This is a genomic window from Stenotrophomonas sp. 1L-E-5-B-C3 (assembly GCF_057292075.1).
In genome coordinates, this window is record NZ_JBXAWS010000006.1 from 275,200 (window position 1) to 292,978 (window position 17,779).

Consider the following 17,779-nt stretch of genomic DNA (forward strand, 5'->3'; position numbering starts at 1 on the left):
AGCCGGTGCAGACCGGGGGCAGCACGCTGCCGACACCGGGTCAGGGGCACACGGAGACGCCCGCAAGGCAATGTCCCCGGTGTACGACGCAATCATTGGATTCAAGGGGATTTCAGATGATCAATCGCAAGTCGCTCGGCAGGCATCCGCTGAGCTTTGCCCTCGCTTCGGCCGTGCTGCTCGTCGCAGCCGCTCCGGCGCTCGCCCAGGACGCAGGCTCGACGCAGACGGCACAAGACACGCCGAAGGAAGCACCGAAGTCCAAGGCGACCAACCTGGACACGGTGACCGTCACCGGTTCGCGCATCAGCCGCGACGTGTTCAACTCGGTTTCGCCGGTGCAGGTCGTAACCCGTGAGGAAACCACCCTGGCGGGCTTCAACTCGACCGCCGCCGCGCTGCAGAGCAACAGCGTCACTGCGGGCAGCGCACAGATCAACAACTCCTTCGGCGGCTACGTCACCAATGGCGGCCCCGGTGCCAACACCCTGTCGCTGCGTGGCCTGGGCGCCACCCGTACTCTGATCCTGCTCAATGGCCGCCGCGTTGCACCGGCAGGCTCGCGCGGCTCGGTCGGCTCGGCCGACCTGAACGTGCTGCCCAGCGCGATGGTCGACCGCGTGGAAATTCTGAAGGACGGTGCTTCGTCCATCTACGGTTCGGACGCTGTGGCCGGCGTTGTCAACATCATCACCCGCAAGAACGTCGACGGTGTTGAGGCCGAGTTCCAGCACAACGCCACCGAAAGCGGTGGCGGCGACGAAACCCGATACTCGATCGTGTTCGGCAGCACCGGCGAGCGTTCGCACTTCTCCGGCTCATACGAGCACTACCGCCGCAATGAAATGACCGTGGGTGATCGCAGCTGGGCCAGCTGTCCGACCGACAACCTGCGCGACATGACTGTAGGCAACTACTTCGGTAGCGGCGACTACATCGATCCGACCACCGGCAAGTCGAAGTGCTTCACGCTCGATTCCGGCGGCGTGACCATCAATACTCTGGGAACTGCCACCTTTGGTGGATTCAACCGCTGGCGTCCGAATCCCGCCGTCACCACCGGCCGCCTGCCGGGTTATGAGTCTGTCGGCTACTACGACCGCGACACCTTCGATCCGGGCCTGCTGAGGGAATCGCTGGTGTCCCCGGCCACCACTCACACCCTGTTCTTCCAGGGTGGCGTGGATCTGGGCGTGATGGGAGATGCCGAGTTCTACTACGAGTTCCTCGGCAACAAGCGCGACTCCACCCAGACCGGCTACCGACAGCTGTCCTATGACTACTCGGTCGGTAATCCGCTGCTCGGCGACCTGTCCAACCTGCCGGCCTTCGCCCTGCCAACGGAAACGTCCAATGGCAAGAACGTATCGGCCCGCACCTTCATCGGCTTCGGCAACGACCGCAGCAAGCAGTCGGTGGACTTCTTCCGTGCCACTGCCGGCGTGCGCGGCAGGCTCGGTTCGGAATGGAACTATGACTTCATGGTCAGCCACGCCGACTCCGACGCGGACTACACCTTCAACACGTTCCTGACTGATCGCCTGGCACAGAGCCTGAACGTGGTGTCCGACGGCGCCGGTGGCTTCAAGTGCGTGAACCCGGCCAACGGCTGCGTTGCTGCACCGATGCTCAACGCACAGACGCTGGCCGGCAAGCTGCCGTACGAGTGGAAGAACTTCGTCTATACCCCGGTCACCGGCAACACCAGCTACAAGGAATCGACCGCGAACCTGAACGTCAATGGTCCGCTGTTCGACCTGCCGGGCGGTACCGCCGCGGGCGCCTTCGGTGTCGAATACCGCAAGGCCAAGATCGACGATACCCCGAGCATCCACTCGATCAACCGCAACCTGTACAACCTGACCAGCTCCGACCCGACCCGCGGCAGCGATTCGGTGTGGGAAGCCTACGGTGAAATCGAGCTGCCGCTACTGTCAGGCGTCACCGCTGCCGAGGAACTGACCTTCAACGCCTCGGCCCGATACACCGACTACCAGTCGTACGGTTCGGACACCACCTGGAAGTTGGGTGGCCTGTGGACACCAGTCAAGTGGCTGTCGCTGCGTGCGTCCTACGGCACCTCCTACCGTGCCCCGGCACTGTTCGAACAGTTCCTGGGTGCCACCAGCGGCTTCCTGAACGCTTCCAGCGATCCCTGCAATAACTACGGGTCGCGCAATCCGACCAGCCCGCGCTATATCAACTGCGCCTCCCAGGGCCTGCCCACCAGCTTCACCGCGACCAACTCGGTACGCGTGGACTCCATCGGTGGTGGCCTGGTCGGTGCCAACCTGAAGGCCGAAACATCTGACGCGTTCACCGTCGGCCTGGTGTTGCAGCCGGAGTTTGGCAGCGGCTTCGGTGATCTGTCCTTCGCCGTCGATTACTACGATATCGAAGTGGAGAACGGCGTTGCCCAGATGGGTGCCACCTACATCCTGAGCACCTGCTACAACGGCACCACCGGCGACTTCGCCGCCAACAATGGTCTGTGCCGCCTGATCAGCCGTTCGCCCAACAACACCCTGACGGTCCAGAACGGCTATGCCAACCTGGCCACCGACAAGGTGCGCGGCCTGGACTTCACCACCCGCTACGTTCGCGACATCGGTCCGGGCGAGTTCCGCGCCAACGTGCAGGTCTCGCGGTTCCTGGAACAGTCCGGCAAGGTGTTCGAGGACGATCCGCTGGTTGATGCCAACGGCCGGATCAATAATCCGAAGTTCACCGGCCAGCTGGACCTGACGTACAAGTTCAAGGAATGGCGTGTGCGCTATGGCCTGAACTGGGTGGACAACATGTCCAGCTATGCGTACTACGAGGAAGATCCCGCAACCTCGGCGTACAAGCTGGCCGTGCCGAACTACATCACCCAGGACTTCTCGGTTCAGTACACCGCCGACAAGTGGCAGGCCACCGCCGGCGTGCGCAACTTCGCTGACAAGGAACCGCCGACCATCAGCCCGGGTGCCGGCATCTACAACACCATCGGCAACGCCCCGTTGTACAGTGGCTACGACTACTTCGGCCGTACGTTCTTCGTGAACCTCAGCAAGAAGTTCTAAGCCTGCACCACCAGCCGCCGCCCTTACGGGCGGCGGCTGCATATGGGGTGGGTGCAACGCCCACTCTCCCATTGCTCGGATACAGTGAGACGTAGCATGAAGCACTATCTGCTGCTGGCCGCGCTGGCCGTCGCCGCGCCGCTGCACCTCCATGCCAAGCCGGCGGTCCCAACGATCGAACAGCTGGCCGCCTTCCCGGACATATCAAGTCTCTCCGTGTCTCCGGACGGCACTCAGATCGCCGGGCTTCAAGCCCGCGGCGAAGATCGTGTGATCCTGGTCTGGAAGACCGACAACCTCAGCGCAGCGCCCACCACGATCGGCGCAGGCCGCATGAAGTTCCAGAGCGTGAGCTTCATCAAAGACGGACTGCTGGCGGTCACCCTGTGGCAGCCATTCGACCTGCGTACCGACCGCGTCAACAAGACATTCATCAGCAAGTTCTTCATCACCGATACCGAAGGCAAGCAGTGGAAGGAGCCAATCAGCGTTCCACGTGCCACCAGCCGCAATGAAGAACTGGAGCAGGCACTGTCCAATGCCACGGTCCTGGACACGCTGCCCAACGACCCGGATCACATCCTGGTGGTCAACGGTTCGGGCAGCAACTCGGGAGACGTCTACAAAGTCAACCTGCGCAGCTTCACATCCCAGCGCATCCAGAAGACTGAAGAACGCGTCGCCGGTTACCTCACCGATCTGAACAGCGAACTGCGCGCACGCCTGCGCCAGGACGTGGATGGTACCGGTGCCTACGTCGCCACCGAATTCCGCAACCCGGCCACCAACGCGTGGGAAGAACATTTCCGCTCGCATGTGAAGGACCGCGACATCACCCAGGTCGTCGGTTTCGCCGATGACCCGAACATCGCCTTCATCCAGAGCAACGTCGGCCGCGACAAGACCATCATCTACGAGTACGACATCACTGCACGCAAACAGAGGGAAGTGCTGTTCGAGCACAAATTCTTCAATGCAGGTTCAGTTCATGTGAACCGCTACAAGGATGTGGAGGGCGTGCCGTTCGGCGCACTGCTCGGCGTGACCTACAGTGGCCCTCGCGAGAACGAAGTTGAATGGACCCATCCGGTGTTCAAGGGCCTCAACCAAGGCGTACGCCAGGCCCTGGGCATCCAGTCCAGCGAAGTCACCTTGGTCGATCCCGCGACGGGTCAGCGCGCGACCACCCAGGCCGATACCGGCCGTGCGGTGCGCGTCGTCGACTACAGCAAGAACCTGAAGACCTTCGTGCTGGCCGTCTCTGGACCGGCCAATCCGCCTGAATATCACCTGCTGCGAAACGGCAAGCTGACCCTGCTGGCCAAGTCCTATCCGAAGATCGATCCGGCTGCGCTGGGCGATACCAGGCTGGTCTATTACAAAGCCCGCGATGGGCTGGATATTCCGGCGTTCCTGACCACCCCCAACACCGAACTGTGCGGTGCCGGTCCCTGGAAGGCGGTCGTGCACCCGCATGGCGGTCCGTGGGCCCGCGATGGCATGGACTTCGATGGTTCGATGTGGGTACCGCTGATGGCATCGCGCTGCATGGCCGTACTGCGCCCGCAGTTCCGCGGCTCGGCTGACTGGGGCCGCAAACTGTGGATGGCCGGTGATGCCGAATGGGGCCAGAAGATGCAGGACGACAAGGACGATGGCGCGCAGTGGATGATCGATCGGAAGATCGCCCTGCCCGGCCACATCGCCATGTTCGGCTTCTCCTATGGCGGCTATTCGGCGTTTGCTGCCTCGGTTCGCCCGAACGGCCTGTACAAGTGCGCGATTGCCGGTGCCGGCGTCTCGGACATCAAGAAGATCTGGGCACGTTTCTATACCAACCCATTCTTCCGCCAAGCGCAGTCGAAGACCGTGGACGGCCTGAACCCGCTGGACAAGGCCGGTGAAATGAAGATCCCGTTGATGGTCTACCACGGTGACCGCGATCGCACGGTCCCCATCGAGCAATCGGAGTGGTTCGTGAACAAGGCCAAGGGCTCGGGCCAGCCGGTCGAGTTCCACGCCATCGCCGACTATGCGCATGGGCCGGCCTGGACCCGCGCGATCATGGGCGACCAGCTCAGGTTGATCGACGACTATCTTGGCAAGGGCTGCGGCGGCGGCGGTCTGTAACCAGAACAATGTCCATGCAAGGGCGCCCAACCGGGCGCCCTTGCACGTTCTGGCCCTTGCGCCCGGCCATGACCTTCGACACCCTTGCAGGACAGGCCGGCGGCGTATCGTTCGGCCCACGGCCGTCCCCGCGGCCCTTCCCTGACTCACTCGGCCTGGAGGCCATTCAAGTGACCCGTACTCCCAAGATCGTGCTGCTGACCCTGGCCGTTTCGGCCGCGCTGGTCGGCTGCGGCAAGAACGAAACCCCGGCCAAGGACGCCACCGCCTCCACGCCGGCCACCACCGAAGCCACCAACTACACGCTGGACGAAAGCAAGCTGCCGGCCTACAACGCCTTCCAGCCGAGCGATCTGGACACCACCAAGGATGCCTGCGGCGCGTTCGGCGACTACGTCAACAGCAAGTGGCTGGCCGCCAATGAAATCCCGGGCGACCGCACCAGCTGGGGCGCCTTCACCATCCTCGACGAGCGTTCGGTCGCCGTGCAGCACCAGCTGGCTGAACAGGTGGCGCAGGTCAAGAACCCGAACCATATCGAGAAGATCGTCGGCGACCTGTGGGCCACCGGCATGGACGAAGCCAAGATCAATGCGCAGGGCATCGAGCCGCTGAAGGCCGACCTGACCGCGATCGACGGCCTGCAGGACAAGGCAGCCATCGCCAACTACCTGCGCACCAGCGCCGCCAAGGGTGACAACATCCTGTTCGGCTTCGGCGCCGAAGCCGACTTCAAGAACTCGGCCGTGAACATGGCCTACGCCAGCCAGGGCGGCCTGGGCCTGCCGGACACCACCTACTACACCGATGCCAAGAACGCGGACAAGCTGAAGGCCTACCAGGCGCACGTCGCCAAGGTGCTGGAACTGTCCGGCGTCGCCACGGCCGACGCCGCCAAGCAGGCCGAAGAAGTGGTCAAGTTCGAAACCCGCCTGGCCAAGGCCTCCAAGTCGCGCGTCGAGCTGTCGCGCAACGTCGAGCTGTTCTACAACCCGGTCACCCTGGCAGACGCCGACAAGCTGACCCCGAACTTCAGCTGGACCGAGTTCTTCAAGTCGCAGGGCGTGGCTGCGCCGGAGAAGTTCTCGCTGGCCATGCCGGCCTTCCATGAAGAAGTGAGCAAGGCACTGGGCGACGCCGATCCGGCGGTGTGGCGCGCCTACCTGCGCTTCCACACCGTGGACAGCGCTTCGCCGTACCTGGCCGACGCGTTCGTGCAGGAGAACTACGAGTTCTACGGCAAGACCCTCAATGGCCAGAAAGAACAGAAGCCGCGCTGGAAGCGCGTGCTGGGCACCATCGAAAACGATGCCGGCGAAGCCTTCGGCCAGCTGTACGTGAAGGTGGCCTTCTCGCCGGAAGCCAAGGCGAAGATGGAAGAGCTGGTGAAGAACCTGGCGGCTTCGCTGAAGGAACGCATCCAGGGCCTGAGCTGGATGAGCGAGGAAACCAAGACCAAGGCCATCGCCAAGTGGGAAACCTTCACCCCGAAGATCGGCTACCCGGACAAGTGGCGTGACTGGTCGGGCCTGCAGACCCAGCGCGACAGCTTCCTGGGCAATGTGCGCGCCGCCAGCGAGTTCAACTACAAGTTCAACCTGTCCAAGATCGGCAAGCCGGTGGACAAGACCGAGTGGGGCATGACCCCGCAGACGGTCAATGCCTACTACAACCCGCTGCAGAACGAGATCGTGTTCCCGGCCGCCATCCTGCAGCCGCCGTTCTTCGACCCGAAGGCCGACGACGCGCTGAACTACGGCGGCATCGGTGCGGTGATCGGCCATGAAATGACCCACGGCTACGACGACCAGGGTGCGCGCTTCGGGCCGACCGGCAACATGGAAGACTGGTGGACCCCGGCCGACAAGAAGAACTTCGAAGGCCTGACCGGCAAGCTGGTCAAGCAGTTCGACCAGTACAAGGTCGACGGCCAGGCCGTGAACGGCCACCTGACCCTGGGTGAGAACATCGCCGATCTGGGCGGCCTTGCCACCGCCTACGACGCCCTGCAGAAGGCCACCGCCGGCAAGGAAGATGCGAAGGTCGACGGTTTCACCCGCGACCAGCGCTTCTTCTTCAACTGGGCCACCGTGTGGCGCACCAAGTACACCCCGGAAAACGCCAAGGTCCGCCTGGCCACCGATCCGCACGCCCCGGCGCAGTTCCGCGCCATGGGTGCGCCGTCGAACCTGCCGACCTTCGCCGCTGCGTTCCAGTGCAAGGCCGGTTCGCCGATGGTCCGCGCCGGCGAACAGCAGGTGGTGATCTGGTAAGCCCTGGCTGATGCCAAGGTAGACCTGCAGAGGCCCTGGAATTCCCGGGCCTTTGCTTTTGGCGGCGCATTGCATGTCATCCACGAATGGCCTGGATCTACTGATGCCGGTGCCCCGCGAACACGGCGTGACGCCTGCATGCCGCGTCGATGCACGGCTTGCTATAGTGCGCGCGCCCTCAATCCATCACGGATTCGTTCCACATGCCCAATTTCCGTCCGCTTGCCATCGCCCTGGGCATCAGCCTGGCGACCCTGGTCCCGACCCACGATGCCTTCGCCGCCAAGAAAAAGGCCGCGCGCGCCCCGGCTGTCAGCGCCCAGTGCAGCGACTTCTATGACGCCACCAATGCAGGCTGGCTGAAGGCCAACCCGGTGCCACAGACCGGCGCCATCACCGCACTGGGCCAGCTGGTCGACCGCAGCCGCCAGCAGCAGCGCGAACTGCTCGACGCGGCGATGAAGTCGCCGCAGGGCAACGTGCAGAAGCTGCTGGGTGATTTCTGGGCCAGTGGCCTGGACGAAGCGGCCGTGGAAGCAGACGGCTCCAACCCGATCGCACCGCTGCTGACCCGCATCAACGCGATCAAGAAGGCCAAGGATGTACCGGCCTCGATCGCGGCACTGCATCAGGTCGGCATCCCGGTGGCCTTCAACTTCGGCCCGGACGTCGACCTGAAAGCACTGGACCGCCACATCGGCTACTTCATGCAGGGCGGCATGGGCCTGCCGGATCCGGCGTTCTATACCCGCACCGACGCCGACACCGTGGCCCTGATGGGGCGCTACCGCAACTACGTCAAGCAGATCCTGGCGCTGACCGGTACCCCGGCCGCCAAGCTGGATGCCGAGTCGCAGGCGGTGATCGCGCTGGAAACCGAGCTGGCGCGTAATGCGCAGTCGCTGGCCGGCATCAACAACCCGTTCAACAACTACGCGCCGATCTCCACCAAGGAGCTCAACAGCCGCTACCGCAACCTGCAGCTGGATGCCTTCCTGAAGGCACAGGGCGTGGATGACGACCTGGTCTCGCTGGCCGATCCGGGCCTGTTCAAGCAGCTCGACGGTATGGTCACCAAGCTCAAGCCCGACCAGTGGAAGGCTTACCTGCGCTGGCGCGTGGGCGACTCGATGGCGCCGTACCTGTCCAAGGCCTACCGCGACGCCGAGTTCGAATTCCGCGGCCGCGTGCTGCGTGGCGAGACCCTGCCGCCGCAGCGTTGGGAAGACGTGCTCGATGCGATCAACGTGGCCGCTGGCCCGATGGTCGGTCGCGAGTACGCCGCGCGTTACCTGTCGGCCGAAGACCGTCGCCAGGCGGCGTGGATCGTCGACAAGGTGCGCGAAGTGCAGATCGAAGCGGTCAAGAACAGCAGCTGGATGAGCGCCGAGGCCAAGACCGAAGCACAGGCCAAGCTGGCCGCGCTGAAGATCGAGATCGGCACCCCGCTGCGCGACCTGGACTACAGCGTGCAGCCGATGGGCCGTGGCTCGTTCGGCGGCAACATGCTGATTGCTTCGACCTGGCGCCATCGCGAGGAAATGAAGCGCATCGGCAAGGGCAACGCCGACCGCCGCTGGGACGTGCTGCCGCAGCAGCCGTCGCTGGCCTACGACCTGGCACAGAACCGCCTGATCGTCACCGCCGCGATCCTGCAGGGCCCGGTGTTCAACGCCAAGGCCGACGCCGCCGACAAGTTCGGCAGCTTCGGTGGCCTGGTCGGCCACGAGCTGACCCGCGCGATCGATGCAAAGGGCGCTCTGGTCGACGCCAAGGGTGAACTGCGCAGCTGGTGGACTCCGGCCGACAAGACCGCCTGGACCCTGCTCGGCAACCGCGTGGCCGCGCAGTACGGCAGCTATGATTTCCCGGGCGTGAAGGGTGCCAAGGTCAACGGCACGCTCACCCAGGAAGAGAACCTGGCCGACATCGCCGGCCTGGAGCTGGCCTGGGCGGCTTATCTCGCACAGGAGCCGAAGGCCAAGCAGGCACAGCAGCAGGGCTTCTTCCGCGCCTGGTCGGCGCTGTGGGCACAGCAGCTGTCGCCGAACGAAGCCGTGCGTCGCCTGACCGCCGACATCCGTGCACCGGGCCTGTGGCGCAGCAACGGCACGCTGGCCAACCTGCCGGCGTTCGGTGCCACCTTCAGCTGCAAGGCCGGCCAGCCGATGCAGCGCAGCGAGGCCGAGCAGATCAAGGTCTGGCGCTGATCAATAGGCAACAGCAGTAGCGGGAAGGGGCGCCCCCAGGGCGTCCTTTTCTTTGCTTGCTGCCCTGGGAGAAAAAAAGGACCCCGGCATTGCCGGGGTCCAATTCACATCTCATGGAGAGGTAGATCAGACGCTGCGATCAGAAGTCATAGGACGCACTGATCCGGACCGAACGCGGTGCACTGAAGTAGGTGCCCATGCCGTAGGTGTTGGAGACCGTGTACGGACCATCCTCATAGACCGCGTCGGTCTGCACCGCACGGCGCTGGTTCAGCACGTTGAACACATCCAGGCCGATGGCCAGCTTGTGGTCGGCAAACGCCGGACGGTACATCACGCCCAGATCCACGCGCGTGGTCCACGGCTGGCGGCCAGCATCACCCGGGCGCGACGGCGAGCCAGCACAATAGTGGTAGGCCGCGCCATAACGCTCCGGATCGCTTTCGTTGGTGCCGTAGTAGCCGAGGCAGCTCTTGGGCATGCCGGACATGATGCGCAGCGTTGCCGAAGCGGACCACTCGTCGTTGAACATGTACGCGCCGTAGCCCTTCAGCTGGTGACGACGATCATTGGCCAGGTAACCACCGGCATACTCCATCAGCGTGCCGGCATCCCAGTCCTGGGTCTTGGAAACGTCGTCTTGGCCGATGTCCGATTTCACCTGGCCTTCGGTGTTGCCGAAGCTGCGCGACCAGGTGTAGTCCAGGCGGCCATACCACTTGTTGCTCAACGGGTGCTCGATGAACAGGTCAATCGCGACGTAGTCACGCTTGGCCTTCTTGTTGCCGAAGCCCCAGTCACTGGAACTCATGCGTACCGGGGTGTAGCCCGAACCATCGGCGTGCTTGACCATGATGGTATTGGTCTTGCCCGGGTTGAAGATCACGCACCCCGGAATCTCCATGTTGCTGCTATCCACACCCATTGCATCGAGCTTGTCGACGATGCGATCGGATGCACACGTATCATCGATAGCCGACTGCAACCGGCGGTAGGTGAACTTCGCACCTGAGTTCCAGCTTTCACCCAGGGTCTTCTCGAAGCCCAGGATCAGCTCATCCTGATACTGCGATTTCAGGTCGGTCGGCGCCACCGACAGCGGGTCCGGTGTCTGGCCGTACTCGTCGTTGGAGGAAACCGGACCCGGGCCAAGTGCGGTCAGGCCGGTCGGCACGCCATTGGCATCGATACCACTGTACGCGAAGTACTCGCGGGTGTAGGTGGACGCCGAAGCACCACGGATGGCCACACTGTTGGGCAGTGCCAGATAGTAGCGGCCCAGATTGGCGAATACCTTCAGCGACGAGTCGCCGAACACATCCCAGCTCGCGCCCAGGCGCGGGGCCCACTGGTCACCGCTTTCCACGTAGGCGACGGCCGCACTGTTGTAATTGGTGAACTTGTCGTTGCGCACACCGATGGTCAGCAGCCAGTTCGGGGTGACCTGCCAGCGGTCTTCCACGTAATAGGCTTTCTGCTTCACCGACATGCTGGTGGTGGTGGAGAAGATGTACTTCTGCACGAAGTAGCCGTCACCGGGCGGCGGGGTGATGTCGAAGCCCGGGCTGGGCGACTCGCCCGGCTCCACACGGCCATAGATCCAGGCATAACCAGGACCGGTCATCGACTGCCCTTCGTTGTGCCCCTGGTAGTACATGTTGTCGATACCGGCAGTCAGCTCGTGATCGCCAAGGCGATACTGCAGATCGATCCGGAGGCCGCGCGTCTTGCTGCCGGCGTCGTCGGCCTTCTGGTAGAGCTCCGGCTGGTCATTGCGGATGGGGCGACCACCCGTGATGGACGGATCCTGGGTACCCGGGCTGCTCAGATAGGGATTGAGGGAGTTGGCCGGATTGGACTCCAGATTGCTCTGCTTGCTGCGACCCCAGACTGCACTCAGGGTCAGATCGTTGGTCAGGTAGCCGGTGTACTTGAAGATGTCGTAGTCGTCCTTGACCTTCGTGGTGTTCGGGAAGGTTCCGGTGCGATCACCCTCGCTCAGGTCGTCGTAATCGAACGAACGGTAGTAGCCCCCGTCACGGTCGGTATTCTGCACACGGGTGTATTCCAGCGTATTGCTGTCGTTGATGTTCCAGTCGATCTTGCCGTAGAACTTCGGCGAATCGATGGTGTAGTGGTTGCGGACCTGCTGCGAGGCAGCCTCACTGTTGGTCGACACACCCTCAACGCGATCCTTCTCCGCAGCCAGGTGGATGAACAAGCGATCTTCGATCAACGGGCCACTGGCATAGCCGCTGTAGGTGGTACGGGTCGCCACATCATCCTTGCGGTAGCGGTACAGCTTGCCGGCCAGCGCGTCATCCGTATAGGAATAGCGGTCGGGCAGCTGGCGGTTCGGATACATCACAGTAGCGGCCGACGCGGCCAGCGAATCCGGCGACCAGGTCGTCTGCACGCCGAAGTGCCATTCATTGGTGCCGCGCTTGCCGAGCTGGTTGATGACGCCACCGGTGGATCGGCCATAGCTGGCGCTGTAGCCACCCATGTAGGTTTCCTGCTGGTCGATCGAGCCGTACGGCAGGCTGACGCCGCCCAGGTTGTTGAGCGGGTTGGACGCATTGAAACCGTTGAGGTAGTACGCATTCTCCGTGACGCTGGAGCCGCCGAATGACAGTACCGAACGCGAGCCGTTGGTGAAGGCGCCACTGCCCTGGACCACGCCTGGCGCCAACAACGCGATCGCTTCGGCGCTGCGGCCCAGCGGCAATACATCCAGTTGCTCGGAGGTGACCACCGACTTGGACACCGTATTGCTGACGTCGATCTTCGGTACATTGGCAGCGACTACGTTCACCGTACCCAGCGTGGTGGCTCCGGACGCGCCGCCGCCAAACGACACTTCAGTACCGCCACCCACCCTCAGCAACACGTTCTCGCGGCGCTCGACGGTCTGGCCATCGCGCTGCTGGGTAATCGTGTACTTGCCTACCGGCAACGAGCCGAGGTTGTAGCGGCCATTGCTGTCGACGGTCGCCGAGCGCGTCAGGCCGGAGTCGCTCTGCACGACAATGGTGGCGCCGGCGGGGGCGTTGCCGAACAGCGAGCCGGTGGTGCTCTGCGCAGCAGCGGCGCCGATGAATGAGGTCAGAACGACTGCGAGGGCGGTGCGCTTCAACCGTGCGACGTTGGTGCGGCTGGTCATGAAGTTTCCTTGATTCAGTGAGATCAGGCGTCTGTGGCAATTGCGCTGCAGCGAGGCGAAGGCTTCACGACAGCTGAACCCGATCTTAATTTCATCAATCAAACATATGCAATGGCAGATGAACGAACGTAACCATTTGATCCTGAAAGACAAATTTCGACACAATAGTGAAAATTTCTCATATTTCATTTACCTTTCAGTCACTTGCGGTCACTTCTGTCCTATTTGACTCGCCCGCACGCGCCCTGTGTCAGGAGATGCCGGATTAACGGTAGACGTGTTATCGCTGGTACTTCACCCGCTGCGGAGCGCCGCTCATGGCACACAAGAACACGATCTGTGTCTGGTACGACAACGGCGCGCTCGAGGCCGCCACCTTCTACTCCGGCCTCCTGCCCGACAGCGCGGTGACCGCCGTGCATCACGCCCCGGGCGACTACCCGGACGGCAAGGAAGGCAACGTGCTGACCGTCGAATTCACCGTCTGCGGCATCCCCTGCGTCGGCCTCAACGGCGGCACCGCGTTCACGCACAGCGAAGCGTTCTCCTTCCAGATCCAGACCGAGGACCAGGCCGAGACCGACCGCCTGTGGAATGCGATCGTCGGCAACGGCGGACAGGAGAGCCAATGTGGCTGGTGCAAGGACCGCTGGGGCATCTCCTGGCAGATCAGCCCGCGCATGCTGATCGAAGCGGTGACCAGCAAGGACAAGGCACTGGCCAAGCGCGCCTTCAACGCGATGATGCCGATGAAGAAGATCGACATCGCCACCATCGAAGCGGCAATCAAAAAAGGGGACGGAGGGGATTAAGTCGTTTCCCCCCATGCCCTGTGCTCAGATGCAGATTGCGACTTAATCCCCTCCGTCCCCTTTTTCCGAGGTGCTGATGACCTGGGATGCGATCGTCGTTGGTGGTGGCCACAACGGCCTGGTCTGCGCGGCCTATCTGGCGCGCGGCGGAAAGAAGGTGCTGGTGCTGGAACGTCGTGGCGTTCTCGGCGGCGCGGCAGTCACCGAGGAATTCCATCCAGGCTTCCGCAATTCGGTGGCGTCATACACGGTCTCGCTGCTGCAGCCGCAGGTGATCGATGACCTGCAGCTGCATGCACATGGGCTGCGCATCGTCGCGCGTCCCGCCAACAACTTCCTGCCGTTGCCTGATGACCGCTACCTGCTGTCGGCACCAGGCCGCACCCAGGCCGAAGTAGCGAAGTTCTCCGAACGGGATGCGCAGCGCCTGCCAGCGTATGAGGCGCGCCTGGAGGTCTTCGCCGACGTACTGCGCGCATGGGCCCTGCGTGCGCCACCGGACCTGGGTGTGACGGGCGGTTGGCGTGCCCTGCCCGCCCTGTGGCAGATGGGCCGCCTCGGTCGTGAACTGGCAACGCTGGATGCCTCGCTGCGGCAGGAACTGCTGGACCTGTTCACGCTCTCGGCCGCGGAGTACCTGGATCGCTGGTTCGAGAGCGAGCCGATCAAGGCGTTGTTCGGTTTCGATGGCATCGTCGGCAACTACGCCAGTCCATACACGCCCGGCAGCGCCTACGTGCTGCTGCACCACGTGTTCGGCCAGTGCAATGGCGTGAAGGGTGCGTGGGGCCACGCGATCGGCGGCATGGGCGCGATCAGCCAGGCGATTGCGGCCTCGGCACGCGAGGCCGGTGCGCAGCTTCGCGTGGATGCAGGTGTGCGGCGCGTGCTGGTCGAACAAGGCCGCGCGGTGGGCGTGGAACTGAGCAACGGCGAAACCCCGCGTGCAGGCGTGGTGATCGCCAGCGTCAATCCGAAGCTGCTGTACGAGCAACTTCTGGAGCCGGCGCAAGTACCGGCAGCTACGCGCGAGCGGATGGCGAACTGGCGCTGCGGTTCGGGCACCTTCCGGATGAACGTGGCGCTGTCGCGGTTGCCGGACTTCCGTGCCCTGCCCGGCCCGGGCGAGCATCTCAGTGCGGGCATCATCATGGCACCGAGTCTGGATTACATGGAGCGCGCATGGCTGGACGCGCGCCGCGAGGGCTGGTCGCGCGAGCCGATCGTGGAGATGTTGATTCCGAGCACACTGGACGATTCGCTGGCGCCGCCCGGGCAGCATGTGGCCAGCCTGTTCTGCCAGCACGTGGCGCCGGTGTTGCCCGACGGGCGTCACTGGGATGATCACCGCGAGACTGTGGCCGACCTGATGATCGCCACCGTCGAACGGTATGCGCCCGGCTTCGCTGACAGCGTGCTCGGTCGACAGGTACTGTCACCGCTGGATCTGGAACGCACCTTCGGCCTGATCGGCGGCGACATCTTCCATGGCGCGCTCAGTACCAATCAGTTGTTCTCGGCGCGGCCTATGGTCGGCCAGGCCGGTTATCGCGGTGCTCTGCCGGGACTGTACCTGTGCGGTTCGGGCACCCATCCCGGCGGTGGCGTCACCGGCGCACCGGGGCACAATGCCGCGCAGGTGCTATTGCAGGACCTGTAGAGCCGCGCCATCGTGGAGGCGCGAGTACCCCGTCGCCTACATGAATCTGCTGTTGGTAGGTGCCAACCTTGGTTGGCACGAGGCAGCAGAAGCGATTGCCAACCAAGGTTGGCACCTACCGGGCAATGCGTGCCGACCAACGGTCGGCACCTACCGCGTCAAATGATCCCGTTCAAAGCGTGCCAACCAAGGTTGGCACCTACCCGCGTGAAGCGAGGCGCATCGCGCCTCACTTCACGCTGCGCAGATGGTTCGGGCGCTTCGGTGGGCCAGGCGGGCGACGCTTGTTGAACGGCGGCTGCCCGCGCCAGTAGCGGATCAGCAACCAGCCGAACAGCATGCCGCCAAGGTGCGCGAAGTGGGCCACGCCCGGCTGCCAGCCGGTCATGCCCAGCACCAGTTCGCCCACGCCGAACAGGATCACGAAGGTGCGTGCCTTCATCGGAATCGGGGGGAACAGCAGCATCACCCGCTGGTTCGGGAACAGCATGCCGTAGGCCAGCAGCAGGCCGAACACGCCACCGGAGGCACCCAGCACCGTGGCCGGGTTTTCCAGCAGCGTACCCACCAGCAGCTGGCAGACGCCGGCACCGGCCACGCACACCAGGTAATAGAGCAGGAAGCGCTTCTCGCCCCAGGTCTGTTCCAGTGGCGCGCCAAACATGAAGACCGCCAGCATGTTGAAGAACAGGTGGCCGAAACTGCCATGCAGGAAGCCGTAGGTCAGCAGCTGCCAGGGCTGGAAGTTACCGCCCGGCGAGAACGCATCGAAGCCCTGCTGCAACGGTTGCAGCATGAACGGTTCGAAGGTCTGCATGCCGAGCAGGAACGGCTGCTGCAGCAGGAACAGGATCGCGTTGGCGATCAGCAGGGCCTTGGTAACGGTAGGCAGTCGCGGGAACATGGGAGCACCGGCATGGAACGGCCTCCATCATAGCCGCAGCACCGTGTCTTGTTGGCGACCGGCAGGCGTAGCCTGTTCAGTCGCCAGCGGTGCTCAGCCCGGGCCCCACACGGCCGCATCCAGCGCTGCCGCCGGATCGGTCGCGGGTATCCGCACCCGGCCATTCTCGACCACCACGCCCTCGGCACGCAGCCGCTGCGACTGCTCGCGCCAGCCGGCCGAACCCTCTTCCATGGCAATGCGCCCGTCCGAGCGCAGCACGCGGTGCCAGGGCAGGTCTGGATCGTCGTTCTGGCCGAGGATGCGTGCGGTCAACCGCGCGCGCCCGGGCAGGCCGGCACGCATCGCCACCTGGCCGTAGCCCATCACCTTGCCAGGCGGAATCGCACGGATCACCGCCAGGATGCGCGCACGCGCCTGCTCCGGCGTCAGCGCCGCAGGCGGGTCACCAGCAGTACGCCGATCAGTACCAGCACGGTGCCGGCGATCTGCGCCGGCCCCATCGGTTCGTCGAGCAGCCATAGGCTCATCACGATGGTGGAAACAGGGCCCAGCATACCGACCTGCGCGGCCAGCGACGAACCCACGCGCTGCACCGCCAGCATGATCGCCAGCACCGGCAGTACGGTACACACGGTGGCGTTGACCAGCGACAGCCACTGCACCGGGGCCGGTGCCTGCCACAGCAGCGGCAGCGGATGGGTGATGGCGAAGTGCAGCAGCACCAGCACGCTGGCCACGCAACTGGCATAGGCAGTCAAACGCACCGCGCCGATGCGCGCGACCACCTGGCCGCTGCCGAACAGGTACAGCGCGTAGCTGAGCGCACTGCCCAGCACCAGCAGGCTGCCGAGGATGATCTGCCCGCCCTCACGCTGCAGGTCGTGGCCGAAGGCGATCAGCACGCCAAGGTAGCTCAGCAGCAGCGCGGCGACCTGCCAGCGGCCCGGCCGCTGCCGTGCCAGCAGCACGTTGATCAGCAGCACCAGCGTCGGGTTCAAGTACAGGATCAATCGTTCCAGGGTCACGCTGATGTACTGCAGCCCCTGGAAGTCGAGCAGGCTGGACAGGTAGTAGCCGGTGAAGCCCAGCCACAGCACGCGTGCACGGTCGCGCCAGGACAGCGGTGCGGCACGGCGCGCGGCCCACACCGCCATCAATGCGAACAGCGGCAGTGCCATCAGCATGCGCAGGGCAAGCAAGGTGGTGGCGTCAACGCCGTGGCGCAGGCCAAGCTTGACGATGATCGCTTTGCCGGATGCGGCAATGGCGCCGATCGCGGCCAGACCAATGCCACCCAGCGCGATGCGCGGGGAAGCGGTGGCGATACGGGAAGCAGGGTTGGACATCAGGACGACGGCGGGCCGCGCGGAGCGGCTGGGGAAAGCGTGGGGGCGGCCATTGTCGCATGGAGGCGGCTACCGCCTTCTGTAGAGTCGAGCCATGCTCGACTGCTTTCGCACGGCAGTCGAGCATGGCTCGACCCTCCAACCGCCAGTCCACACACCCACACCCCCCCCTCCGCCCCAATCGGGTGGAGCACCACAATGTCGTCTAACTTG

General features: G+C 64.0%; 10 protein-coding genes. 6 read left to right on the forward strand and 4 right to left on the reverse strand.

Annotated elements, in window-relative coordinates; all coding sequences use genetic code 11:
- The first annotated feature begins 116 nt into the window (after positions 1-116).
- From AC0Z6F_RS10675 to AC0Z6F_RS10690, 4 genes are all read left to right on the forward strand, one after another.
- Entirely contained in the window at positions 117-3,065 is a 2,949-nt protein-coding gene (locus AC0Z6F_RS10675) for a TonB-dependent receptor plug domain-containing protein (protein ID WP_012511737.1), read from the forward strand.
- 96 nt (positions 3,066-3,161) lie between these two features.
- Positions 3,162-5,195: an alpha/beta hydrolase family protein gene (locus tag AC0Z6F_RS10680; RefSeq protein WP_485617127.1), complete on the forward strand. Its 2,034-nt coding sequence runs from the start codon at positions 3,162-3,164 to the stop codon at positions 5,193-5,195.
- Between the two features lie 170 nt (positions 5,196-5,365).
- The gene (locus tag AC0Z6F_RS10685; protein ID WP_032971876.1) at positions 5,366-7,468 is read left to right on the forward strand and encodes a M13 family metallopeptidase; all 2,103 of its coding nucleotides are present in this window, start codon (positions 5,366-5,368) and stop codon (positions 7,466-7,468) included.
- A gap of 203 nt (positions 7,469-7,671) precedes the next feature.
- Positions 7,672-9,678 carry a M13 family metallopeptidase gene (locus AC0Z6F_RS10690; protein ID WP_012511740.1) on the forward strand — a complete coding sequence of 669 codons (2,007 nt, stop codon included), beginning with the start codon at positions 7,672-7,674 and terminating at the stop codon, positions 9,676-9,678.
- A 139-nt stretch (positions 9,679-9,817) separates the two neighbouring features.
- On the opposite strand, the gene AC0Z6F_RS10695 is transcribed toward AC0Z6F_RS10690, so the two are convergent.
- Complete coding sequence (locus AC0Z6F_RS10695) at positions 9,818-12,841, reverse strand: TonB-dependent receptor (protein WP_032971886.1); 3,024 nt, start codon at positions 12,839-12,841, stop codon at positions 9,818-9,820.
- A gap of 317 nt (positions 12,842-13,158) precedes the next feature.
- On the opposite strand from AC0Z6F_RS10695, the gene AC0Z6F_RS10700 reads away from it, so the two are divergent.
- Positions 13,159-13,653 (forward strand): VOC family protein, encoded by a 495-nt coding sequence (locus tag AC0Z6F_RS10700; RefSeq protein WP_448123289.1) that lies wholly within the window; start codon positions 13,159-13,161, stop codon positions 13,651-13,653.
- Between the two features lie 76 nt (positions 13,654-13,729).
- A complete protein-coding gene (locus AC0Z6F_RS10705; RefSeq protein ID WP_485617126.1) occupies positions 13,730-15,313 on the forward strand; it encodes a phytoene desaturase family protein in 1,584 nt (527 codons plus the stop codon).
- A 229-nt stretch (positions 15,314-15,542) separates the two neighbouring features.
- On the opposite strand, the gene AC0Z6F_RS10710 is transcribed toward AC0Z6F_RS10705, so the two are convergent.
- The 3 genes from AC0Z6F_RS10710 to AC0Z6F_RS10720 form a co-directional block, all read right to left on the reverse strand.
- Positions 15,543-16,217, reverse strand: coding sequence for a rhomboid family intramembrane serine protease (locus AC0Z6F_RS10710; RefSeq protein WP_005410509.1), 675 nt, complete (start codon positions 16,215-16,217; stop codon positions 15,543-15,545).
- 93 nt (positions 16,218-16,310) lie between these two features.
- Complete coding sequence (locus AC0Z6F_RS10715) at positions 16,311-16,739, reverse strand: MGMT family protein (RefSeq protein WP_428993163.1); 429 nt, start codon at positions 16,737-16,739, stop codon at positions 16,311-16,313.
- Entirely contained in the window at positions 16,646-17,566 is a 921-nt protein-coding gene (locus AC0Z6F_RS10720; RefSeq protein WP_065724409.1) for a DMT family transporter, read from the reverse strand. The genes AC0Z6F_RS10715 and AC0Z6F_RS10720 overlap by 94 nt, the downstream gene beginning before the upstream one ends.
- Between the last annotated feature and the right edge of the window lie 213 nt (positions 17,567-17,779).

Coding starts and splice junctions, on each gene's coding strand:
- AC0Z6F_RS10715 (WP_428993163.1), bottom strand. CDS start 16,739: ATGGCTGCTCGACGAACCGATGGGGCCGGCGCAGATCGCCGGCACCGT.
- AC0Z6F_RS10705 (WP_485617126.1), top strand. CDS start 13,730: ATGACCTGGGATGCGATCGTCGTTGGTGGTGGCCACAACGGCCTGGTC.
- AC0Z6F_RS10695 (WP_032971886.1), bottom strand. CDS start 12,841: ATGACCAGCCGCACCAACGTCGCACGGTTGAAGCGCACCGCCCTCGCA.
- AC0Z6F_RS10680 (WP_485617127.1), top strand. CDS start 3,162: ATGAAGCACTATCTGCTGCTGGCCGCGCTGGCCGTCGCCGCGCCGCTG.
- AC0Z6F_RS10675 (WP_012511737.1), top strand. CDS start 117: ATGATCAATCGCAAGTCGCTCGGCAGGCATCCGCTGAGCTTTGCCCTC.
- AC0Z6F_RS10690 (WP_012511740.1), top strand. CDS start 7,672: ATGCCCAATTTCCGTCCGCTTGCCATCGCCCTGGGCATCAGCCTGGCG.
- AC0Z6F_RS10720 (WP_065724409.1), bottom strand. CDS start 17,566: ATGTCCAACCCTGCTTCCCGTATCGCCACCGCTTCCCCGCGCATCGCG.
- AC0Z6F_RS10710 (WP_005410509.1), bottom strand. CDS start 16,217: ATGTTCCCGCGACTGCCTACCGTTACCAAGGCCCTGCTGATCGCCAAC.
- AC0Z6F_RS10700 (WP_448123289.1), top strand. CDS start 13,159: ATGGCACACAAGAACACGATCTGTGTCTGGTACGACAACGGCGCGCTC.